The organism is Streptomyces sp. NPDC001270, assembly GCF_042896695.1.
Classification (GTDB): Bacteria; Actinomycetota; Actinomycetes; order Streptomycetales; family Streptomycetaceae; genus Streptomyces.
Genome location: NZ_JBIAXM010000004.1, coordinates 337,257 through 359,644, shown reverse-complemented (window position 1 = coordinate 359,644; position 22,388 = coordinate 337,257). Strand labels below are relative to the sequence as shown.

The window sequence follows — 22,388 nt, the reverse complement described above, 5'->3', positions numbered from 1 at the left end:
CCAGGCCCCCGGCAGGGGAGCCGGGCAGCCCGGGAACGGTCGTTCAGCTCACCCGGCCCGCGCGGCTCGCACCGTCGCCCGGCCCGTGTCAGCGGCCGTTGAACGCGTCCTTCAGCCGCGAGAACAGGCCCTGCTGACCGGGCTGGAACTGGCCCGTCGGACGCTCCTCGCCGCGCAGCTTGGCCAGCTCGCGCAGCACCCGCTCCTGCTCGGGGTCGAGCTTGGTCGGGGTCTGCACCTCGACGTGCACGATGAGATCGCCCCGGCCGCCGCCCCGCAGATGCGTCACACCGCGGTTGTGCAGGGGGATCGACTGACCGGACTGGGTGCCGGGACGGATGTCGACGTCCTCCAGGCCGTCCAGGGTCTCCAGCGGCACCTTGGTGCCGAGGGCCCCGGCCGTCATGGGGATGGTCACCGTGCAGTGCAGGTCGTCGCCGCGCCGCTGGAAGGTGGAGTGCGGCAGCTCGTGGATCTCGACGTACAGATCGCCGGCGGGGCCGCCGCCGGGGCCGACCTCGCCCTCGCCCGCGAGCTGGATGCGGGTGCCGTTGTCGACGCCGGCCGGGATCTTCACGGTCAGGGTCCGGCGCGAGCGCACCCGGCCGTCGCCCGCGCACTCCGGGCACGGGGTCGGCACGACCGTGCCGAAGCCCTGGCACTGCGGGCACGGGCGCGAGGTCATGACCTGGCCCAGGAAGGACCGGGTCACCTGCGACACCTCGCCGCGCCCGCGGCACATGTCACACGTCTGGGCGGTGGTGCCCGGCGCCGCGCCCTCGCCGTTGCAGGTCTTGCAGACGACGGCCGTGTCGACCTGGATGTCCTTCGTCGTGCCGAAGGCCGCCTCGTCCAGCTCGACCTCGATCCGGATCATCGCGTCCTGGCCGCGGCGGGTGCGCGAGCGCGGCCCGCGCTGCGACGCCGTGCCGAAGAACGCGTCCATGATGTCGGAGAAGTTGCCGAAGCCGCCGGCCCCGAAGCCGCCCGCGCCGGCCCCGCCGGACTGCGAGAGGGGATCCCCGCCGAGGTCGTAGACCTGCTTCTTCTGCGGGTCCGACAGCACCTCGTAAGCGGCGTTGATCTCCTTGAACCGCTCCTGCGTCTTCGGATCGGGGTTGACATCCGGGTGCAGCTCGCGTGCGAGCCGTCGGAAGGCTTTCTTGATCTCTTCCTGCGACGCGTCGCGGCGCACGCCGAGAACGGCGTAGTAGTCCGTGGCCACTACGACTCCGCCAGGATCTGTCCGACGTACCGTGCCACTGCGCGTACCGCTCCCATCGTTCCCGGGTAGTCCATGCGGGTCGGTCCGACCACGCCGAGCTTGGCTACTGCCTCGCCGCCCGAACCGTAGCCGACCGACACCACGGACGTGGAGTTGAGTCCCTCGTGGGCGATCTCGTGGCCGATGCGCACGGTCATGCCCGGATCCTTCGCCTCGCCCAGCAGCTTGAGGAGCACGACCTGCTCCTCCAGCGCCTCCAGGACGGGCCGGATGGTGAGGGGGAAGTCATGTCCGAAGCGGGTCAGATTGGCGGTGCCGCCGATCATCAGCCGCTCCTCGTTCTCCTCGACGAGCGTCTCCAGGAGGGTGGAGAGCACCGTCGAGACCGTACCGCGGTCCTCGGCCTCGAAGGCGTCCGGCAGGTCCTCGACCAGGTTCGGCACATCCGAGAAACGACGGCCCGCGACCCGGCTGTTGAGCCGCGCGCGCAGGTCCGCCAGGGACGTCTCGCCGAACGGCGCCGGGCAGTCGATCATCCGCTGCTCGACCCGGCCGGTGTCCGTGATCAGCACGAGCATCACGCGCGCGGGGGCGAGCGCGAGCAGTTCCACGTGCCGCACGGTCGAACGGGTCAGGGACGGGTACTGCACGACCGCGACCTGCCGGGTCAGCTGCGCGAGCAGCCGCACGGTCCGGGCCACCACGTCGTCGAGGTCGACGGCGCCGTCCAGGAAGTTCTGGATGGCGCGCCGCTCGGGCCCGGTCATCGGCTTGACGCCCGCGAGCTTGTCCACGAACAGCCGGTAACCCTTGTCCGTGGGGATCCGCCCGGCGCTGGTGTGCGGCTGGGCGATGAACCCCTCGTCCTCCAGCACCGCCATGTCGTTGCGGACCGTGGCCGGGGAGACACCGAGGTTGTGCCGCTCCGTGAGGGCCTTCGAACCCACCGGCTCCTCGGTGCCGACGTAGTCCTGGACGATGGCGCGCAGCACCTGGAGTCTGCGTTCACTCAGCATCTCGCGCCCACCTCCAGAAAGTCGTCCCCGCGGCCTTTCGGGTCTTTCGCCTGGCACTCTGTGCAGGGGAGTGCCAGCGTCCCCGGGGCCAGTGTACGGCCGTGGGGTACGCCCCGGGCAAGGCTGGTCACGTCCGTTCGTACCCGGAGCCTCCCGGACGCTAGCGTCGCCGTATGAGGGCGACTTGGGAAGAGGCGGGCTGGGAACGGGTGGCCGCGGGGGTGGGCCGGTGCCGGCTGCCGGGGTGGGACTGCACCGCCGGACTGGTCCTCGGAGAGGGCACGGCGCTCATGGTGGACGCCGGGTCCGGCCTGGCGGAGGGCGCGCGGCTGCGGGCACGGGCCGGGGAACTCGCCGGTCACCGTGTGACGCATCTCGCGCTCACCCACCCCCACTTCGATCATGTCTTCGGCGCCGCGGCGTTCCCGGACGCGGAGGTGTACGCGGCCGCCGGTGTGGACGCGGTGTTCTCCCACGAGCGGGACGGACTGCGCCGGGACGCGGTCGACAACGGCCTGGACGCGGGGCTCGCCGCCGAGGCAGCGGCCGCCCTGGTGCGCCCCCGCCACCTGGTCCGGGACGAGTGGCCGCTGGACCTGGGCGGCGGCCGGCGGGCGGTACTGGCGTTCGTGGGCCCCGGCCACACGGCCCATGACCTGGCGGTACTGGTCCCGGGCGAGCCGGCGGTGGTCTTCTGCGGCGATCTGGTGGAGGAGTCCGGCGAGCCGCAGGCGGGCCCGGACGCCGTACCGTCCCGCTGGCCCGCGGCCCTGGACCGGCTGCTCGCCCTGGGCGGCGCGGACGCGCTGTACGTGCCCGGTCACGGAGCGGTGGTGGACGCCGAGTTCGTACGCGCGCAGCGGGACGCGCTGGCCACACGGTTCGGCGGCTCGGCGTGACGTGATCGTCCGGCGTGTCGTGACCGTCACCTGGCGGGTTCTCCTATCGTCATCCGAATGCGCCCACCCGTCTCCCACCACCACCCTTCCAACGAGGGCCCTTCGGCCCCGCCCCCTCATCCCGTCTCCCACCACCACCCTTCCAACGAGGGCCCTTCGGCCCCGCCCCCTCATCCCGTCTCCCACCACCACCCTTCCAACGAGGGCCCTTCGAGCCCACGCCCCCGTGCGTACTCACCTGACCTCACCCCACCCTGGAAGAAGCCCAGGCCCGTCCCCGAGGTCCCGGCCGAGCCCGGGCTCGTGGTGGAGGAGCCCGGCACCGGCTTCTGCGGCGCGGTGATCCGCTGCGAGGCGGGCACGGTGACCCTGGAGGACCGCTTCGGCAAACACCGCGTCTTCCCGCTCCAGCCGAGCGGCTTCCTGCTGGAGGGGCGGGTGGTGACGCTGGTGCGTCCGTCGGCGGCGGCTCCGGCACGGCCCGCCCGTACGGCGTCCGGTTCGGTCGCCGTCCCCGGCGCCCGCGCGCGAGTGGCCCGCGCCGGGCGGATCTACGTCGAGGGCCGGCACGACGCGGAACTGGTCGAGAAGGTGTGGGGCGACGACCTGCGCATCGAGGGCGTGGTCGTGGAGTACCTGGAGGGCGTGGACGACCTGCCGTCCCTCGTGGCCTCGTTCGCACCAGGACCGGACGCGCGGCTCGGCGTCCTCGTGGACCACCTGGTCCCCGGCACCAAGGAGTGGCGGATCGCACAGGCGGTGACGAGCGAGCACGCGCTCGTGGTCGGCCACCCCTACATCGACATCTGGGAGGCGGTGAAGCCGTCCGCCCTGGGCATCGCCGGGTGGCCGAAAGTACCGCACGGGCAGGACTGGAAGACGGGGGTGTGCCGGGCGCTGGGGTGGCCGGAGAACACCGGGGCGGCCTGGCAGGGGATCTTGTCGCGGGTGCGGTCGTACAGGGATCTTGAGCCGGAGCTCCTGGGCAGGGTCGAGGAACTGATCGACTTCGTCACGGATAGCGATGGGGCCTGACGCCGGGAAATGTGCCGAAGTCGTGCGTGTCCAGTTCGAGACCCAGAACCTTCAGGGGCAGCGGGTCTCCGAACTTCACGATCTCCTGGCTCCGATAATCGGCGTCCTCGCCCCCGCCCGCGGGTTTCGTCAGCAGCACGCAGTGCGCCATGATCGGGTCCACGATGAGGTAGGCGGAGATCCTTCCGGCCGCGTAGATCGAGCGCTTGATCACGTAATCCTGGTGAATGCTGCTCTTGGAGACGACCTCCACGACCATCGTGACCAGATCCGAGGGCAGCAGACGGCCCGAACCGGGCAGGACGTCACGCGCCACGATCGCGAGATCCGGTACGGGCTCGCTCGCCTCGTCGACGATGCCGACATCCTGGGTCTGGAGGGGGTACCAGCGGTCGAGCGGGATCTGCCTCTCCGTATGCAGCACGATCAGGTTGTGCACCAGATCAGGGCTGGCCATCATCACGATTACCCCCCGGAGAAGCTCGACCTTGACGCCCTCGGGAGGCTCAAGCTCCTCGAAGTACTGGGTCATCCCGCGCTCGTCCACAGCGGTCATCTCCGTGGCCCTCCACATCCGCCGCGTACTTTTCGCGGCAGCCTACGAACCAGGTTAGGGACCGAACCCGCGTTCCGCACCGATTCACCCGCGAGGGTGATCAGTCCACCAGGTCCCGCACCACCGCGTCCGCCAGCAACCGCCCCCGCAGCGTGTGCCGGGCGCTGGGGTGGCCGGAGAACACCGGGGCGGCCTGGCAGGGGATCTTGTCGCGGGTGCGGTCGTACAGGGATCTTGAACCGGAGTTGTTGGGGAGGGTGGAGGAGTTGATCGATTTCGTTACGGTCGGCGGTGACGTTTGACGGGAGGCAACGTCCCGAACTCACCGGTCTCCAGCTTGATGCCAAGCATGTCCAACGCCAGTGGCATGCCGAATTTACTTGTCCGTTCCACCTGGTAATCCGCCTCTTCGCCCTGCCCGGTCGGTTCCGTGAGCAGCAGGCACTGCGCAGCCATGGGATCGATGATCAAGTAAGCGGGAACCTTGCCCGCCGCATAGATGGAGCGCTTGTCTCCGTAGTCGCGGTCGACGCTGTTCTTCGAGACGACTTCCATCACCAGGGTGACCGCCCCAGATGGCACCAGGCGTCCGGAACCAGGTACTGCGTCGCGTTCGATCACCACCAGATCGGGCACCGGCTCGCTGAACTCGTCAGGGATGTCGATGTCCTGCACCTGTAGCCGTCGCCACCGATCACGCGGGATCTGGTCCTGGACCGATTCCACGATTATGTTGTGGACCACACCCGGCCCCGCCATCATCACGATGTCCCCCCGGAGGAGCTCCGCCTTGTATCCCTCGGGAACCTCAAGGTTCTCGAAGATCTCGACAGCATCAGTGATCGGTCGGTCATCCACAGCGGTCATCTCCGTGGCCCTCCACATCCGCCGCGTACTTTTCGCGGCAGCCTACGAACCAGGTTAGGGACCGAACCCGCGTTCCGCACCGATTCATCCGCGAGGGTGATCAGTCCACCAGGTCCCGCACCACCGCGTCCGCCAGCAACCGCCCCCGCAGGGTCAGCGCGGCCCGCCCCTCGTCGTAAGGGCCGGTCTCCAGCAGCCCGTCCGCCCGTGCCCGGCGGGCCGCCGCGAGGCCGTCGGGGCGCAGCAGGTCCAGCGGGACGCCCTCGCGCAGCCGCAGCTCCAGCAGGATCCGCTCCACCCGACGGTCCTCGTCGGACAGGATCTCCCGTCCGGCGCCCGGGGTGCGGCCCGTCGCCAGGGCCGCCGCGTACGCCCCGGGATGCTTGACGTTCCACCAGCGCACGCCGCCCACGTGGGAGTGCGCGCCGGGTCCCGCGCCCCACCAGTCGGCGCCGCGCCAGTACAGCTCGTTGTGCAGGCAGCGGCCCGCGGCGGAGGCGGCCCAGTTGGAGACCTCGTACCAGTCGAGACCGGCCGCGGTCAGGATCTCCTCCGCGATCAGGTAGCGGTCCGCGTGGACGTCGTCGTCGGTCATCGGGACCTCGCCGCGGCGGATGCGGCGGGCGAGCTGGGTGCCCTCCTCGACGATGAGGGCGTACGCGCTGATGTGGTCGGGGCCCGCGCCGAGCGCCGCCTCCAGGGAGGCCCGCCAGTCGTCGTCGGACTCGCCGGGCGTGCCGTAGATCAGGTCCAGGTTGACGTGCTCGAAGCCGGCGGCGCGTGCCTCGGCCACGCACGCCTCGGGGCGGCCCGGGGTGTGGGTGCGGTCGAGGACGTCCAGCACGTGCCGCCGCGCGCTCTGCATGCCGAAGGAGATCCGGGTGAAGCCGCCCTCCCGCAGGGCCGTGAGGTAGGCCGGGTCGACCGTCTCGGGGTTCGCCTCGGTCGTGATCTCCGCGTCCGGCGCGAGGCCGAACTCGGCGCGGATCGCGCCCAGCATCCGTACCAGGTCGGCCGCGGGCAGCAGGGTCGGCGTGCCGCCGCCGACGAAGACCGTGCGGACCTCGCGCGGGTCGTCGCCGAGCACCTTGCGGGCCAGGCGGATCTCGTCGGTCAGGGTGTCCGCGTAGTTCTCCCGGGAGGCGAGCACTCCGCCGGTGCCGCGCAGTTCGCCGGCGGTGTAGGTGTTGAAGTCGCAGTATCCGCAGCGGGTCGCGCAGTACGGGACGTGCAGATAGAACCCGAGGGGTCGGTCGGCGGCACCGTCGAGCGCGGAGGCGGGCAGCGCGCCGTCGGCGGGGACGGGCTCGCCGTCGGGGAGTGCGGAAGGCATGTGGTCCATTGTCCCGTACCGGTGTCCGGGCCGGGTCGTCCCGTGCCAGGACGGCGGTGGACCGGGTCGGCTCGCGGGCCGGGGCCGGGCTCATGGGCCGGGGCGGCTCATGGGCCGGGGCCGGGCTCATGGCCTGGGGCGGCTCATGGGCCGGGGCCCGGTCACTCCGCCTGGAGCACCAGCAGGGCCAGGTCGTCCTCCGGAGGACGGACGCCGAAGTCGTGCACCAGGCGCCTGATCCGGTCCGCGATCAGCTCGGCGCTGAGCCCGGCGCAGCCGGCCAGCGCCAGGGCGAGCCCGTCGCCGTCGTCGAACTGGCGGGATCCGCACCGGCGCTCGGTGACCCCGTCGGTGACGCACAGCAGGCTGTCGCCCACCCCCAGCGCGATGGTCTCGCTGGTGTACGTGGCGTCCTCGACGACACCGAGCAGGGTCTGCGGATGCGCCGCCGTACGGACCTCGCCGTCGGGCCCGAGCACCAGCGGCAGCGGATGGCCGGCGGAGGCGAGGGTGCAGCGGACACCGCCGTCGAAGGGGACGAGTTCGCCGTAGAGGAGGGACAGGAACCGGGTCTGGGGGCCGTCGCCGGGGGCCACAGGACGGCCGCCGGCCGCCACCAGCGCACGGGCCGCCGCGTCCGCGGCCTCCGTCGCGTCGTCGAGGAGGAGCTGGTTGAGGCGGTCGAGGACGTCGGCGACCCGGTAGCCCTCGCGGGCCAGCAGCCGCAGCCAGGGCCGGGCCAGGCCGATCACCACTGCTGCCTCGGGACCCTTGCCCTGGACGTCGCCGATCGCGAAGCACCAGCGGCCGTCGCCGGCCGGGAACAGGTCGTAGAAGTCGCCGCTCGGTCCGCCCTGGTCGCACGGCTCGTAGACGAGCGCGCTGCGCAGCCCCGGGATCTCGGCGACCGCGCCGGGCAGCAGCCCGCGTTGCAGGACGGCGCTGATCGTGGCCTGCCGGGCGTACTGGCGGGCCGCGCCGATGGCGAGGGCCACCCGGCGGGCGAGGTCCTCGACGAGACCGGTGATCTCGTCCGGGAAGCGGGTGAGGCCGCACCGGCCGATGACCAGCGTGCCCAGCGGGCGGCCGCCCGCGATCAGCCGGTAGGCGAGCGCCGCGCCGTGCGCGGCGCGCGGGCCGAGCGCGGCGCCCGGCCAGGGGTAGGGCTCGGGTCCGGAGCGCAGGCCGTCCCGGGGGCACGGCGGGTCCTTCTCCAGGGTCCGGCGCAGTTCCTCGATCCGGTTCTCGCTCTCGTGCCAGACCCGGGCGAGCCGCGGTCCGGCGAGGCCCGTGCCGTCCGCCCAGCCGCCCCGCACGGTCGACTCGTCCTCCAGCCACACCGCGCACCAGTCGGCGAGCCGCGGCACGATCAGCTGGCCGGTGAGCGCGGCGACCAGGTTCTCGTCGAGCTGCCCGGCGAGCAGGTCGGACGCCTCGGCCAGAAAGGACAGCGCGCCGCGGCCGAGCCAGTCCCGGTCCCGCTCGGCCCGGTGCGGCTCGGGCGCCAGGACCTCGGCGACAGCCAGCGCACGCTCCCCGGCGTACGTCTCACGTCCGTCGGCGAGCGGCCCGTCCTCGGGCGTCAGTCGCGCCCACACCGTCTTGGCGCCGGTGCGGTAGGTGACGCCCCAGGACTCGGCGAGCGTGGCGACGAGGCGCAGGCCGCGGCCGTACTCCGGGATCTCGTACGGCGTTTCGGCGCCGTTGTCGCGTGGGGCGCGCGAGGGGTGGTGGTCGCCGACCTCGACGACGACGGCGCCGTCCTCCTCCAGCCGGCAGACCAGTTCGACGTCGGTGCCCGCGTGCACGACGGCGTTGGTGACGAGTTCACTCACCACGATCATGACGTCGTCGGCCAGCCGCTCGTGTCTCACCAGGCCGAGTTCGGCCCACTCGGTGAACGCCCTGCTCACCAGTCCGCGGGCGGAGCCGGCCGCGAGCGGGCTGCCGGGCAGCGTCGCGTGCGCCCGGCCGCGCCGGTCCGCTCCGCCGCGCTCGGACGGCTGCTCGGACGGCGGCTCGCAGGGATGGTCGGCCGGATGCGCGGACGGCTGCTCGGCCGGATGCTCGGCCGGATGCGCGGACGGACGCGCGGACGGCTCGAAGCCACGGAACACGGTCTCCCGTTGCGTCGGTATGGCCCCCATTGCCAGCTCCCCGAGCGTTTCGGACGATTAGGCCCTCGGTCGTTGCCGACAGGGTGACAGACCGGCCGTATCCATAAGCGCGGAGTTACCGAAGTGGGCTGCCATGGGTGAGAACAGTGCTATGGGGTGCTACGGGTGTGTTCGAAGACGGACCGGATCAGGAACAACTGAGGAGGGGGCGGGACGCCGGGCGCCCCACCCTCTCCTTTCCCCTGGTCGGGGCGTGGGCCCTACGCCTCGCGGGTGCCCGCGTACATCTCGTCGAGCAGGTGCTTGTACTGCCGTTCGACGACGGGCCGCTTCAGCTTCAGGCTCGGCGTGACCTCACCGTGTTCCACGTCCAGGTCGCGCGGGAGCAGCCGGAACTTCTTGATGGTCTCCCACCGTTGCAGTCCCTGGTTGAGCTCCTTGACGTACCCGTCGATGAGGGCGACTGTCGCGGGCGCGGCCACGATGTCGGCGTACGTCTTGCCCGCCAGGCCGTTCTCCTTCGCCCACTCCACGATGGCGGCCTCGTCGAGGGCGATGAGCGCGGTGCAGAAGTTCCGGTCCGCGCCGTGCACGAGGATGTTGGAGACGTACGGGCAGACCGCCTTGAACCTGCCCTCGACCTCGGCCGGCGCGATGTACTTGCCGCCGGACGTCTTGATGAGGTCCTTCTTGCGGTCGGTGATGCGCAGATAGCCGTCGGCCGACAGCTCGCCGATGTCACCGGTGTGGAACCAGCCGTCGGACTCCAGCACCTCGGCGGTCTTCTCCGGCAGCTTGTGGTAGCCCTGCATGATGCCGGGGCCGCGCAGCAGGACCTCGCCGTCGTCCGCGATGCGCACCTCGCAGCCGGCCAGCGGCTTGCCGACCGTGCCGGTGCGGTACGCCTCGCCGGGGTTGACGAAGGAGGCCGCGGAGGACTCGGTGAGGCCGTAGCCCTCCAGGATGTGGATGCCGGCGCCGGCGAAGAAGTAGCCGATTTCCGGCGCGAGCGCGGCCGAGCCGGAGATGCAGGCACGCAGCCTGCCGCCGAATGCGTCGCGGAGCTTGGCGTAGACGAGCGCATCGGCGACCTTGTGCTTGGCGGTCAGGCCGAACGGCGCGGAGGCGGTGCCGGTGCGCCGGAAGCTGTCCTGGCTGGCCTTGGCGTACTCGCGGGCGACATCGGCCGCCCACTGGAAGATCCGGAATTTGGCCGCGCCGCCCTCGCGGGCCTTGGCCGCGACGCCGTTGTAGACCTTCTCGAAGATGCGCGGCACGGCGGCCATGTAGGTCGGCCGGACGACCGGAAGATTCTCGATGATCTTGTCGACGCGGCCGTCCACGGCGGTGACGTGGCCGATCTCGATGTGGCCGGACGTGAGCACCTTGCCGAAGACGTGCGCCAGCGGCAGCCACAGGTACTGCACGTCCTCGGGGCCGAGCAGATCGGTCGCGGCGATCGCCTTCGCCATGTACGACCAGTTGTCGTGCGGCAGCCGCACCCCCTTGGGACGGCCGGTGGTGCCGGAGGTGTAGATGAGCGTGGCCAGCTGGTCCTTGGTGATCGCCGCCACCCGGTCCTTGATCAGCTCCGGGTGCTTCTCCAAGTGGGCAGCGCCGCGCTCCTCCAGCTCGGCCAGGGTGAGCACGCCGTCGCCGGTCTCGACGCCCGCCGGGTCGAGCACCACCACCTGGGTGAGGTCGGGCAGCTCGGCGCGCTTCTCCTGCGCCTTGGCGAGCTGGGCCGCGTCCTCGGCGATCAGCACCCGGCTCCCGGAGTCGGAGAGGATGAACGCCGACTCGTCGGCGTTGGTCTGCGGGTAGACGGTCGTGGTGGCGGCGCCCGCGCACAGGATGCCGAGGTCGGCCAGGATCCACTCGACCCGGGTCGAGGAGGCGAGCGCGACCCGTTCCTCGGGCCGCACGCCCAGTTCGATGAGCCCGGCGGCGATCGCGTAGACCCGCTCGGCCGCCTGCGCCCAGCTGAGTGACTTCCAGTCGTCCGGGCCCTGACCGGACGAGGGGGGCACCGGGTAGCGGTACGCCTCGGCGTCCGGTGTGGCCGCGACGCGGTCCAGGAACAGGTTCGCCACGGACGGCGGACGGTTCTCGATCAGTGTCTGTGTGTCGCTCACGACATCCTCCGGGCCCGCGACGATGCGGCTGGCTCAGTGCGGCTGGGGTGCACCCGCGGGGCGGCTCTCCGGGCCGCCGCCCGGCGTTGTTCAACCCACGAGTTAACCCACGAGTAACTATCGAGCAGGGATCAGAGTAGAGCCCGCCCAGCCGACACGTAAGGGGCGGCGGCCTGTCACTTCCTACCGTCAGCGACCCTACGCACGCGTAGAGGCCCGCCGCACTTTCTCGCGACGAGCCCCTGTTGCGCCCGGTTTGCCGGGGTACCGGGGGGTAACCCGGAGTGACCGGCGTTACTTCTTGGCTTTGCTCGACCCCGCGCTGTCATCGCTGGACAGCACGGCGATGAACGCCTCCTGCGGAACCTCCACGGAACCCACCATCTTCATCCGCTTCTTGCCTTCCTTCTGCTTCTCCAGCAGCTTGCGCTTCCGGGAGATGTCACCGCCGTAGCACTTGGCGAGGACGTCCTTGCGGATGGCGCGGATGGTCTCGCGGGCGATCACCCGGGAGCCGATGGCCGCCTGCACCGGCACCTCGAAGTTCTGCCGCGGGATCAGCTCCCGGAGCTTGGCGACGAGCCGTACGCCGTACGCGTACGCCTGGTCCTTGTGGGTGATCGCGGAGAAGGCGTCGACCTTGTCGCCGTGCAGCAGGATGTCGACCTTGACCAGGGAGCTGTTCTGCTCGCCCGTGGGCTCGTAGTCGAGCGAGGCGTACCCGCGGGTCTTGGACTTCAGCTGGTCGAAGAAGTCGAAGACGATCTCCGCGAGCGGCAGGGTGTAGCGGATCTCGACGCGGTCCTCGGACAGGTAGTCCATGCCGAGCAGGGTGCCGCGCCGGGTCTGGCACAGCTCCATGATCGCGCCGATGAACTCGGTGGGCGCGAGGATCGTGGCCCGTACGACCGGCTCGTACACCTCCTCGATCTTGCCCTCGGGGAACTCGCTCGGGTTGGTCACGACGTGCTCGGTGCCGTCCTCCATGATCACGCGGTAGACCACGTTGGGGGCGGTGGCGATCAGGTCGAGGCCGAACTCGCGCTCCAGCCGCTCCCGGATCACGTCCAGGTGCAGCAGGCCGAGGAAGCCGACGCGGAAGCCGAAGCCCAGCGCGGCGGAGGTCTCCGGCTCGTAGACCAGCGCGGCGTCGTTGAGCTGGAGCTTGTCGAGCGCTTCGCGCAGGTCCGGGTAGTCGGAGCCGTCCAGCGGATACAGGCCCGAGAAGACCATCGGCTTCGGGTCCTTGTAGCCGCCCAGCGCCTCGGTGGCGCCCTTGGCCTGGCTGGTGATCGTGTCACCGACCTTGGACTGGCGGACGTCCTTCACGCCGGTGATCAGGTACCCCACCTCGCCCACGCCGAGGCCGTCGGCCGGCAGCATCTCGGGCGAGCTGACGCCGATCTCCAGCAGCTCGTGCGTGGCGCCGGTGGACATCATCCGGATCCGCTCGCGCTTGTTGAGCTGGCCGTCCACGACCCGGACGTACGTCACGACTCCGCGGTAGGAGTCGTAGACGGAGTCGAAGATCATCGCGCGCGCCGGGGCGTCCTTGACGCCGACCGGGCCCGGGATCTCCTCGACGACGCGGTCGAGCAGCGCGTCGACACCGAGCCCCGTCTTGGCGGAGACCTTGAGCACGTCGCCGGGCTCGCAGCCGACCAGGTTGGCCAGTTCCTCGGCGAACTTCTCCGGCTGCGCGGCCGGCAGGTCGATCTTGTTCAGCACCGGGATGATGGTGAGGTCGTTCTCCATCGCCAGATAGAGGTTGGCGAGGGTCTGCGCCTCGATGCCCTGGGCGGCGTCCACGAGGAGGACGGTCCCCTCGCAGGCGGCGAGCGACCGCGAGACCTCGTAGGTGAAGTCGACGTGCCCGGGGGTGTCGATCATGTTGAGGATGTGCGTGTTGCCCGGGTCGTGGGTGGGAGCCCACGGCAGACGCACCGCCTGGGACTTGATCGTGATGCCGCGCTCACGCTCGATGTCCATGCGGTCGAGGTACTGAGCGCGCATCTGGCGCTGCTCGACCACGCCGGTCAGCTGGAGCATCCGGTCGGCAAGCGTGGACTTGCCGTGGTCGATGTGCGCGATGATGCAGAAATTCCGGATCAGAGCCGGGTCGGTACGGCTCGGCTCGGGCACATTTTTAGGGGTCGCGGGCACGCAGGGTCCTGTCTCTTGAGGCGCCTTCTGCCTCGGGTCGGATCGATACGTAGTCTCCATGGTCCCACGGGCGGGCACCGGGGAGGGGTTTGGGCTGGCCGCGGGGCCACTGGTACCGTGAGTGGCTGTGCCTCGTGCCTGCTCGGCGCGGGGTACGTCTCAGAAGATCACCGGCACGGGACCCCAGGGGCCCGTGCCAGAACCTGAAAAGGCTCATTCGTGGCGAACATCAAGTCCCAGATCAAGCGGATCAAGACCAACGAGAAGGCCCGGCTGCGCAACAAGGCCGTCAAGTCCTCCCTGAAGACCGCGATCCGCAAGGCCCGCGAGGCCGCTGCCGCGGGTGACGTCGAGAAGGCGACCGAGTACCAGCGCGCCGCTGCGCGCCAGCTCGACAAGGCCGTCTCCAAGGGCGTCATCCACAAGAACCAGGCCGCCAACAAGAAGTCGGCCCTGGCCTCCAAGGTCGCGTCCCTCAAGGGCTGAGTCAGTTCCGACTTGACCGCCGGACGGACCAGAGCGGGCCCTCTCTCATCCGCTCCCGGCCGGCACCCGGAGCCCGTTCGCGGCCTGCGTTCGCCACGCGGGAACGGGCTCGACAGCTTTGACCGGAGGTCCCGGTGCTCGCCCTTCCCCAGGGCGGACGCCGGGACTTTCGACGTTTTCGACTCCGCTCAGGCCACGTTTGCGGGTCTGCTCAGGCCGTGTTTACGGGTCTGCTCAGCGCCCGTTTGCGGCTCCGCACACTTTCGACTCCGTTCAAGCCACGTTTCGGGTCCGCTTCAAGGTCGTCTTCAGGCCCGCTTGAGGAACCGCTTGAGGAACCGTTTGAGGTCCCTGAGGTCTGTGAGGTCTGAGGTCTGTGAGGTCCGTTCCGGGTCGGCTTTCGATCCGTCCGGGACCGGTCCCGCGCGTCAGGCCCGCCGATCATCGCCGGCCCGCGCTTCAGACCCGCCGATCATCCCCGGCCCCGCGACCGCGCCGCACGCGCGATGGTCACGACGGCCTTCTCCAGTGCGTACTCGGGATCGTCCCCGCCCCCCTTCACTCCGGCGTCCGCCTCGGCCACCGCCCGCAGGGCCACCGCCACTCCGTCGGGCGTCCACCCCCGCATCTGCTGCCGCACCCGGTCGATCTTCCACGGCGGCATCCCCAGCTCCCGGGCGAGGTCGGCGGGACGCCCGCCGCGCGCCGACGACAGCTTCCCGATCGCCCGCACGCCCTGCGCCAGCGCACTGGTGATCAGCACCGGCGCGACCCCGGTCGCCAGCGACCACCGCAGCGCCTCCAACGCCTCCGCCGTCCGCCCCTCGACGGCCCGGTCCGCCACCGTGAAGCTCGACGCCTCGGCACGACCCGTGTAGTACCGCCCGACGACCGCCTCGTCGATCGTCCCCTCGATGTCCGCGACCAGTTGCGCCACCGCGGACGCCAGCTCCCGCAGATCGCTCCCTATCGCGTCGACCAACGCCTGGCACGCTTCGGGCGTCGCCGACCGGCCGAGCGTGCGGAACTCGCTCCGCAGGAAGGCGAGCCGGTCCGCCGGCTTGGTCATCTTCGGGCAGGCCACCTCCCGCGCCCCCGCCTTGCGTGCGGCGTCGAGCAGCCCCTTGCCCTTGGCGCCCCCCGCGTGCAGCAGCACGAGCGTGATCTCCTCGGCCGGCGCCCCGAGATAGGTCTTCACGTCCTTGACGGTGTCGGCCGAAAGATCCTGCGCGTTGCGTACGACCACCACCTTGCGCTCCGCGAAGAGCGACGGGCTGGTCAACTCGGCGAGCGTGCCGGGCTGGAGCTGGTCCGGTGTCAGGTCACGTACGTCCGTGTCGGCGTCGGCGGCCCTGGCGGCGGCCACCACCTCCTGCACGGCACGGTCGAGCAGGAGGTCCTCCTGGCCCACGGCAAGCGTCACCGGGGCGAGAGGGTCGTCATGAGCGGTCTTCCTGGCCATCTCGACAAGCATCGCACGGGCCACTGACAACGGGGGCGGCGAGCCGACGCGGGAGTACTAGGGCTCCTCCCGCCAGCCCTCCCACTCCCCCGCCAGCGCGTCCAGTTCCGCCGGGTCCAGCCGTTCCTCCTCGTCCCGCAGGACGACGAGCCACTGGGCGTCCTCGGCATCGTCCTCACCGGCCAGCGCGTCGCGCACCAGCCGCGGCTCCTCGACGACGCCGAACCGCTCCCCGAGCGCTTCCGCCACCTCGTGCGCGGCATCGCGGTCGGGCAGCACCAGCACATGTCTCACATCGCTCACGGAGCCATTGTCCGGTGACGCGGCGGTGCCGGACGACCGGCCCGGATGTCAGCTCTTGGGCACCAACTGCACGTCGAGGTCGATCTGGATGCTCGGTCCGACCACGGCGATGCCCCGGGCCAGCATCGTCTGCCAGCTCACGGTGAAGTCGTCCCGGTGCAGTTCCGTGGTGGCCCGGCAGGCCGCGCGCGTCTCGCCCTCCATGCCGTTGCCGAGTCCGAGGTACTCCATGTCGAGCGTGACCGTACGCGTCACTCCGTGCAGCGAGAGCGCGCCGGTGACGGCCCACCGGCTGCCGCCCCGGTGCACACACCGCTCGCTGTAGAACTCCAGCGTCGGAAAGCGCTGCACGTCCAGGAAGTCCGCCGAGCGCAGGTGGTCGTCGCGCATCTGTACGTTCGTGTCGATGGACGCCGCGTCGATCACCACGTGCATCGCGGACTGCTCCACCGAATCGGCGATCCGCACCGCCCCGGCGAAGGTGTTGAACCGTCCGTGAATCCGGGCCAGCCCGATGTGCCGCGCGGTGAAGGCGATCGAGGAATGCGTCGGCTCGATCTCCCAGTCACCTGCCGCCGGCAGGTCCGGCGGCGCGGCGACCTGGAGGGTCACATCACCCAGCGAGGCCAGCGAGTTCTCACCGACCAGCGCGGTCGCCCGGTAGGGCGTGTAGCCGTCGGCGGAGACCGCGAGCCGGTACTCGCCGGCCGGGACCGTCGTCATGAACGACCCGTAGGGGTCGGTGCCGCCGGTGACCAGCGTGCGCCCCATGGCGTCGCTGACCGCGAACTCCGCGTGCGCGACCGGCTCGTTGACCGGGTCGAGCACCCGGCAGCTGAGCACCCCGGCGTCGGGTGGGGTCTGGATCGCCGCGAGCGGACTTGCCCGACGCGCCCGGTTCGTGCGATTTCCCAGCAATCGGCCGAACATCTACGACCCCCGTGCTCCTCGACATCTCCTGCTACCGAAGATGCATTCGATCACCGATGCGGTATTCGAGGCAACACGGGCCTACATCAGAGGAATCCAGCACATGTGATGGGACTGCGTACGAGTAGCAGCAACTTACCGTCTGTGGATGGAATTGGTCGGACGGATTCCAATTTCACACAGTCAACACACAGGAATGCCCGCGGCGTTGCGGGGAATCGGGACCCGGACCACAGACATCATCCGCGCTGCCGAAGCCCCTGCGTCCGCATCCGCATCCAGATCCGCAACCGCATCCAGATCCGCAACCGCATCCGGGTCCAGATCCGCATCTCCGCCTGCGTCCGCCCGCCCACCTTGCCGCCGCGCGGATCCACCGGATGCGCAGTCACGCGCCGGGCTCGGGCTTGGCCTTGGCGCCGGGCTTGGCCTTGGCGCCGGGCTCGGGCTTGGCGCCGGGCTCGACCTCTGGCTCTGGCTCTGGCTCTGGCTCTGGCTCTGGCTCTGGCTCAGCCTGCGTCCCGGTCCCGGTCTCCGTTCCAGCCTGCGTCCCGGTCCCGGCCTGCGGGGATCCAGCGGTCAGACAGGACCTGACGAAGTCCTGAACCACAGGGTTGGTGTCGTCGGCGGGCGCCCACGCGACACCCACCCGGCTGGGGCTGACGCCGCTGACAGGTCGGTAGACGATGCCGGGCCGGCCGTAGTAGCGGGCGGCGGATTCGGGGGCGAGGGCGATGCCGTAACCGTTGGCGATCGCGCTCAGCCAGTCGTCGGGCAGGTCGGTGACGGCCCCGACGCGGACCGGGTGGCCCTCGCGTTCACCGGCGGCCAGCCAGTAGTCCCGCCAGGCCCCCGATTCGGGTGGGGCCGCCACGAACGGTTCGTCCCACAGGTCCCGGAACGCAATCCGGTCACGTGCGGCGAAACGGTGTCCCGCCGGGAGCGCGATCCAGCGTGGCTCGCTGAACAGCACCGCCACCCGCAGGGCCTCCTGGCCGGGGAAGGGCAGCCGCAGCAGGGCGACATCGCTGTCGCCGTCGGCGAGCCCGGCCGTCGGGTTCGACCAGGCGGCCTGTCGCATGTCGGCCCGCCAGCCCGGCCGGCGCCGGCCGAACTCCGCGACGATGCGCTGGGTCGCCTCGTTGGCGGCGCTGGCCAGGAAGCCGACCCGCAGCACACGGGCCGCCCGTGCGGCCGTCCCCTTCGTCTCCCGCAGCAACCGGTCCCAGTCGGCCAGCAGAGCGGGCGCCCGCTCCGCCAGGGCCCGACCTGGTTCGGTGAGGGCCATCCCGGACCGGGACCGGGTGAACAGCCGTAGCCCGAGCCTGCCCTCCAACTGCTTGATCTGCTTGGTCAGCGCCGGTTGGGAGAGGAACAGCCGCTCTGCCGCACGGGTCAGACTCCCCGTCTCCGCCACGGCGACGAAGGAACGCAGCAGCCGGGTGTCCACATCCATGCTTTCAGGTTATAGATGCAGGTATTGGACGCCAAACGGAGGATCGGCAAGGCTTTTCACAGATGAGTGGGCAGTTACCCGCACCCGCCCGCGATGCACCCGGCCGAAAGGGGAGGCTCATGATCACCGCCTATGTGATCGTCACCGTCGTCACCATCGTGGCCAACGCCGGGATCGCCGTCGCGGACCTGCTGCGGGCCGGATTCGTCCTCGCCAACTCGGCCGAGGTGAGGCTGCCGCGGTCCTGGCTCCCGTGGCTCGCCACGGCCAAGGCAGCCGGGGCCGCCGGACTCCTGCTCGGGCTCCTGGGCGCCCGGCCCCTCGGCATCGCGGCCGCGGTGGGACTCGTCCTGTTCTTCCTGGGCGCCGTCGCCGCACACGTCCGCAGGCGCGTGTACCACAACATCGCCTTCCCGGTCGGCTACCTCGGGCTCGCCACCGCCTCCCTCGTCCTCGCCACCGCGCGATGACCGTCGACCGCTTGCGCCGGGCACAGCTCACGGGGTCTCCGGCCCTCACTCGCGCGTCACCCGCAGTTCCCCACCCGGCTTGCCCGATCCGGCGACGGCGAGCGAACCGTCCCGGTCCGTGCGCAGCACCACCGCCCCCGACGCCCGCAGCGCCGCCACGGTGCTGGGCGCCGGATGGCCGTACGGGTTGTCCGCGCCGCACGAGACCAGCGCCACCCGCGGTGCCACCAGCCGTATCAGCTCCGGGTCCTGGTAGGCCGAGCCATGGTGCGCGACCTTGAGCACGTCCACCCGGGCCAGCCCGGCCGCTGCCGGAGACCTCGACAGCGCCTGCTGGGCCGGCGGTTCCAAGTCGCCGAGCAGCAGCAGCCGCAGCCCGGCCGACCGGACGAGCAACGTCACGCTCGCATCGTTCGGACCGTCCGGTTCCGGTCCCGGGCGCGGCGGCGGCCACAGCACCTGCCAGGTGAGCGGACCGGTGCGCCGCCGTTCTCCCGCGACGGCGCGGGTCACCGGGACACGATGCCGAGCCGCTTCCCTCCTCACGAACTCCGCCTGCTCCGCGGGTTCTTCGAAGCCGGTCGTCTCGATCGCGGCCACCGAGCGCCCGCGCAGCACACCGGGCAGTCCCGCGACATGGTCGGCGTGGAAATGAGTGATCAGCAGGAGCGGGACACGGGTGATGCCGAGGTCCCGCAGGCAGCGGTCGACCAGTTTCGGATCGGGGCCCGCGTCCACGACCACCCCGCTGCCCTCGCCCACCGCGAGCACCGCCGCGTCCCCCTGCCCGACGTCACACATCGCGTACCGCCAGCCGGGCGGCGGCCAGCCCGTGATCACCCGGGTGAGCGGCGCCGGCCGTATCACCAACAGCAGGAGCAGCAGCACGCAGACTCCGCACCACCACGGGTGCCGCAGCAGCCGCCGTCCGACCAGCACAACGGTCACCGTGACCGCGGCGAGCAGCAGCGCCCCCGTCCAACTGCCCGGCCAGTCCACTCCCCCACCGGGCAGCGCGGCCCCGGTCCGGGCGACCCGCGCGATCCAGTCGGCCGGCCAACTCGCACACCAGGCGAGCGCCTTGGCCACGGGCATCGCCAGCGGCGCGGTGGCCAGCGCCGCGAATCCCAGCACCGTGGCAGGCGCGACGGCGATCTCGGCGAGCAGGTTGCACGGCACCGCCACCAGGCTCACCCGCGCCGACAGCACGGCGACGACCGGCGCACAGACTGCCTGCGCCGCGGCGGCCGCGGCCAATGCCTCCGCCGCCCGCCGCGGCACCCCGCGTCTGCGCAGCGCCGCGCTCCACCCCGGCGCGAGCACCAGCAACGCACCGGTCGCCAGCACCGACAGCAGGAAACCGTAGCTGCGGGCCAGCCACGGGTCGTAGAGGACCAGCAGCAGTACGGCCGTTGCCAGCGCGGGGATCAGGGACCGGCGGCGTCCGGTGGCCAGGGCCACCAGCGCCACGGCTCCGCAGGCCGCCGCCCGCAGCACGCTCGGATCGGGGCGGCACACGACGACGAAACCGAGGGTGAGCGTCCCAGCGAGCAGTGCCGTGCTCCGCAGCGAGAGCCCGAGGCGCGGCGCGAGTCCGCGGCGTTCGACGTGCGCCGCCAGGCCGGGCGGTCCGACGAGCAGGATGAGCAGGATGGTGAGGTTGCTTCCGGAGACGGCCAGTGTGTGCGCCAGATCCGTCTCCTTGAATGCCTCGTCCAACTCGGGGGTGATGCGGGAGGTGTCCCCGACGACCAGTCCGGGCAGCAGCGCCCGCGCGTCGGCGGACAGTCCCTCGGTCGCCGTACGCAGCCCGGCCCGCAGCCGGCCCGCCAGTCGCTGCGGCCCGTTCGGTTCACCCACGATCTCCGGCGCGTCCGCCTCCGTGACCCGTAGCACCGCGGCCAGCCCGTCGCCGGCCGCCAGCACGGGGGCCAGTCGCGCGCTCACTCGCAACCGGGTGGAGGGCAACAGACCGAGCCAGGCCGAACGCGCACTGCGCGGGCCGCTTTCGGAGGCAGGTCCGGGCCCCGGAACGTCCGGGTGCGCCGGTGCCGGGGCATCGGGACGCGCTGGTGCCGGGACGTCCGTGTCCACGATCATCAGCACGGGTGCCCGGGTCGTCATCGCCGACCCATCGGTCCGCTCCACGCGCCGTACCTCGGCGCGGGCCAGCACGGCGGCCGGGGCGGTGTGGTCGCCTCGCACCCGTGGTCTGCTGAGCCAGGGGTCGGAGCCGAGCCGGACCTCCGCGGTCACCGTGGCATGGCGGCGGGCCAGCTCCGGCACCGGTCCCCGGTCGGTGTCCGCCCCGTGCAGCCCGCCGGACACGGCGGCCGCGGCCACGCACAGCAGTACGGCGGCTACCGAGGTCCGGGGCCAGGTGAACCAGGCGGGCGGGCTCGCCGGCGGCGGGGAATCCGCGGGCGGGCCGTTCGCCTGCCCTGTAGCACGGCGTCGGCCGGCCCGGCCCCTACGGGTCAGGAGCAGCACAAGCGCCACGATCAGCGCCCCGGCCGCGACTCCGGCAGTCCATGACGGTGGGGTGTCCAACGTGACCGCAGCCGTCGCCCAGGCCGCCAGCGCGGGCGGTACGAGACGCAGGTCCGTCGGCCCCTCCTGGCGGGGGTGCGCGTCGCCGAGTCGGCGCCCGGAGGCCGCGTGCACGGCGGGGCGGGTGGACGGTGTGTGCAGGGAGGCCGCAGCGGTGGCGGGTCGACCATCGGCGCCTCCGGACACCGTGGCATCGGACAGCGTGGGCTCCAGGGCGGTGGGCCGAGAGGCAGTGGGCTCAGAGGTAGTGAGTTCAGAGGTGGTCGCCTGAGGGGCGGTGGGCTGTGGAGTAGTGGGCTGTGGAGTAGTGGGCTGTGGAGCGGTGGGTTCAAGAGCAGCGGCCTCGGGAGCGGTGGGCTCAGGAGCGGCGGGATTCAGGGCGCTGGGCTCGCGGTTCATGGCCGTACCAGATTCCTCAGGTCGGCGAAGCGCTGGTCGCCGATGCCGTTGACCTCGCGGAGTTCGTCGACGGAGCGGAATCCGCCGTGCTGGGTGCGGTACTCGATGATGTGCCGGGCCAGCACGGGGCCCACCCCGGGCAGGGCGTCGAGTTGGTCCACGGTGGCCGTGTTGAGCGGAACCGGGGCCGCCGCTCCGGGCGCGGTGCCCGCCGGACCGGATCCGGTCGCCCCGCCGAATCCGGGTCCGGGCGCCGCCCCGGGAGCACCGACGACAATCTGCTCGCCGTCCGCCAGGAAGCGGGCCCGGTTGAGGCCGTCGGTGTCCGTGCCCGGGCGCACTCCGCCCGCCGCGCTCAGGGCGTCGACGACCCGTGAACCCGCGGGCAGCCGATGGATTCCGGGCTTGCGGACCTTCCCACTGACGTCGACCACGATCTCCGCGCCCGCGGCCCCCTGCACAGCTCCGGCCAAAGCCCCCGGTCCCGGACTTCCGCCCGCACCGGCCCTCCCGCCCGCCTCGCTCTCCTCACCCTGCCCGCCCTCCGCGCCCTTGGCCTCCACAGCGAACGGCGTCTGCACCCTTACCACTTCCGGCGCGCTTACGGACTGGGTGCGACCGGTCCAGAAGTGCTGCACGGCGAACACTGCGGCCGCGGCGAGCAGCACCGAGAGCGCGATCACACCCCGTTGCTCCAGTCCGCACCTGGCCTGCAACCACACCGGCATCCGCTCCCGCAGGGTGGTCCCGATGCGCTCCCGCCAGCCCGGTGTGGCTGACTCGTCCGGGTCATCCGGGTCGTCCGGGTCGTCCGGGCCATGCGGGCCATGCGGGCCGTGCGAGTGGCCTGAGTGGTCCGGGTCATCTGGGTCACCCGGGTCGTCCGCTCGTAGGGTGTTCACCCCATTCACGGCATCGAGCTTCGGCGGCGCGGGCATGGCCGCCGGCCGCGCAGGATTCATTCCGGGTGCCGTTCCGAACACCCT

At 71.5% G+C, this 22,388-nt stretch carries 17 protein-coding genes and 3 pseudogenes; 5 read left to right on the top strand and 15 right to left on the bottom strand.

The annotated features are described in order from the left end of the window. Window positions 1–88: 88 nt before the first annotated feature. Window positions 89–1,225: a molecular chaperone DnaJ gene (gene dnaJ / locus ACFY2B_RS09765; RefSeq protein ID WP_390762599.1), complete on the bottom strand. Its 1,137-nt coding sequence runs from the start codon at window positions 1,223–1,225 to the stop codon at window positions 89–91. Beyond that, a complete protein-coding gene (gene hrcA / locus ACFY2B_RS09760) occupies window positions 1,225–2,241 on the bottom strand; it encodes a heat-inducible transcriptional repressor HrcA (protein ID WP_390762598.1) in 1,017 nt (338 codons plus the stop codon). The genes dnaJ and hrcA overlap by 1 nt, the downstream gene beginning before the upstream one ends. A gap of 173 nt (window positions 2,242–2,414) precedes the next feature. Between hrcA and ACFY2B_RS09755 the strand changes: the two genes are divergently transcribed. Further along, on the top strand, window positions 2,415–3,140 hold the full coding sequence (locus ACFY2B_RS09755) for an MBL fold metallo-hydrolase (protein WP_390762597.1): 726 nt from the start codon (window positions 2,415–2,417) through the stop codon (window positions 3,138–3,140). A gap of 225 nt (window positions 3,141–3,365) precedes the next feature. Continuing rightward, window positions 3,366–4,175: pseudogene (locus ACFY2B_RS09750) on the top strand (DUF3097 domain-containing protein); the annotation flags it as partial. Here the strand turns inward: ACFY2B_RS09750 and ACFY2B_RS09745 are convergent. Next, complete coding sequence (locus ACFY2B_RS09745; RefSeq protein ID WP_390762596.1) at window positions 4,153–4,731, bottom strand: Uma2 family endonuclease; 579 nt, start codon at window positions 4,729–4,731, stop codon at window positions 4,153–4,155. The pseudogene ACFY2B_RS09750 and the gene ACFY2B_RS09745 overlap by 23 nt on opposite strands. 152 nt (window positions 4,732–4,883) lie before the next feature. Here ACFY2B_RS09745 and ACFY2B_RS09740 point away from each other — a divergent pair. Beyond that, window positions 4,884–5,033 (top strand): annotated as a pseudogene (locus tag ACFY2B_RS09740) (DUF3097 family protein); the annotation flags it as partial. Here the strand turns inward: ACFY2B_RS09740 and ACFY2B_RS09735 are convergent. The 5 genes from ACFY2B_RS09735 to lepA all read right to left on the bottom strand — a co-directional run bounded on the left by ACFY2B_RS09735 (window position 5,011) and on the right by lepA (window position 13,346). After that, entirely contained in the window at window positions 5,011–5,598 is a 588-nt protein-coding gene (locus ACFY2B_RS09735; RefSeq protein WP_390762595.1) for a Uma2 family endonuclease, read from the bottom strand. The pseudogene ACFY2B_RS09740 and the gene ACFY2B_RS09735 overlap by 23 nt on opposite strands. A gap of 100 nt (window positions 5,599–5,698) precedes the next feature. Then, the gene (gene hemW, locus ACFY2B_RS09730; protein WP_390762594.1) at window positions 5,699–6,931 is read right to left on the bottom strand and encodes a radical SAM family heme chaperone HemW; all 1,233 of its coding nucleotides are present in this window, start codon (window positions 6,929–6,931) and stop codon (window positions 5,699–5,701) included. A 161-nt stretch (window positions 6,932–7,092) separates the two neighbouring features. Beyond that, window positions 7,093–9,078: a SpoIIE family protein phosphatase gene (locus ACFY2B_RS09725; protein ID WP_390762593.1), complete on the bottom strand. Its 1,986-nt coding sequence runs from the start codon at window positions 9,076–9,078 to the stop codon at window positions 7,093–7,095. 230 nt (window positions 9,079–9,308) lie between these two features. Beyond that, window positions 9,309–11,183, bottom strand: coding sequence for an AMP-dependent synthetase/ligase (locus tag ACFY2B_RS09720; protein WP_390762592.1), 1,875 nt, complete (start codon window positions 11,181–11,183; stop codon window positions 9,309–9,311). A 294-nt stretch (window positions 11,184–11,477) separates the two neighbouring features. Continuing rightward, on the bottom strand, window positions 11,478–13,346 hold the full coding sequence (lepA, locus tag ACFY2B_RS09715; RefSeq protein ID WP_390762591.1) for a translation elongation factor 4: 1,869 nt from the start codon (window positions 13,344–13,346) through the stop codon (window positions 11,478–11,480). Between the two features lie 219 nt (window positions 13,347–13,565). Here lepA and rpsT point away from each other — a divergent pair, with 219 nt between their 5' ends. After that, window positions 13,566–13,832 carry a 30S ribosomal protein S20 gene (rpsT, locus tag ACFY2B_RS09710; protein WP_015660447.1) on the top strand — a complete coding sequence of 89 codons (267 nt, stop codon included), beginning with the start codon at window positions 13,566–13,568 and terminating at the stop codon, window positions 13,830–13,832. A gap of 472 nt (window positions 13,833–14,304) precedes the next feature. Here rpsT and holA read toward each other — a convergent pair whose 3' ends face one another. The 5 genes and pseudogenes from holA to ACFY2B_RS09685 form a co-directional block, all read right to left on the bottom strand. After that, window positions 14,305–15,294 (bottom strand): DNA polymerase III subunit delta, encoded by a 990-nt coding sequence (gene holA / locus ACFY2B_RS09705; RefSeq protein WP_390762590.1) that lies wholly within the window; start codon window positions 15,292–15,294, stop codon window positions 14,305–14,307. A gap of 57 nt (window positions 15,295–15,351) precedes the next feature. Next, window positions 15,352–15,597, bottom strand: a complete 246-nt coding sequence (locus ACFY2B_RS09700; RefSeq protein ID WP_390762589.1) for a hypothetical protein — start codon at window positions 15,595–15,597, stop codon at window positions 15,352–15,354. A gap of 48 nt (window positions 15,598–15,645) precedes the next feature. Then, entirely contained in the window at window positions 15,646–16,527 is an 882-nt protein-coding gene (locus ACFY2B_RS09695) for a YceI family protein (protein ID WP_390762588.1), read from the bottom strand. 239 nt (window positions 16,528–16,766) lie between these two features. After that, on the bottom strand, window positions 16,767–16,919 hold the full coding sequence (locus ACFY2B_RS09690; protein WP_390762587.1) for a hypothetical protein: 153 nt from the start codon (window positions 16,917–16,919) through the stop codon (window positions 16,767–16,769). 182 nt (window positions 16,920–17,101) lie between these two features. Further along, window positions 17,102–17,983: pseudogene (locus tag ACFY2B_RS09685) on the bottom strand (LysR family transcriptional regulator); the annotation flags it as partial. A 119-nt stretch (window positions 17,984–18,102) separates the two neighbouring features. On the opposite strand from ACFY2B_RS09685, the gene ACFY2B_RS09680 reads away from it, so the two are divergent. Further along, complete coding sequence (locus tag ACFY2B_RS09680; protein WP_390762586.1) at window positions 18,103–18,453, top strand: DoxX family protein; 351 nt, start codon at window positions 18,103–18,105, stop codon at window positions 18,451–18,453. Between the two features lie 45 nt (window positions 18,454–18,498). Here the strand turns inward: ACFY2B_RS09680 and ACFY2B_RS09675 are convergent, their stop codons facing one another. After that, window positions 18,499–21,117: a ComEC/Rec2 family competence protein gene (locus ACFY2B_RS09675; RefSeq protein WP_390762661.1), complete on the bottom strand. Its 2,619-nt coding sequence runs from the start codon at window positions 21,115–21,117 to the stop codon at window positions 18,499–18,501. Between the two features lie 281 nt (window positions 21,118–21,398). After that, window positions 21,399–22,304 carry a helix-hairpin-helix domain-containing protein gene (locus ACFY2B_RS09670; protein WP_390762585.1) on the bottom strand — a complete coding sequence of 302 codons (906 nt, stop codon included), beginning with the start codon at window positions 22,302–22,304 and terminating at the stop codon, window positions 21,399–21,401. Between the last annotated feature and the right edge of the window lie 84 nt (window positions 22,305–22,388).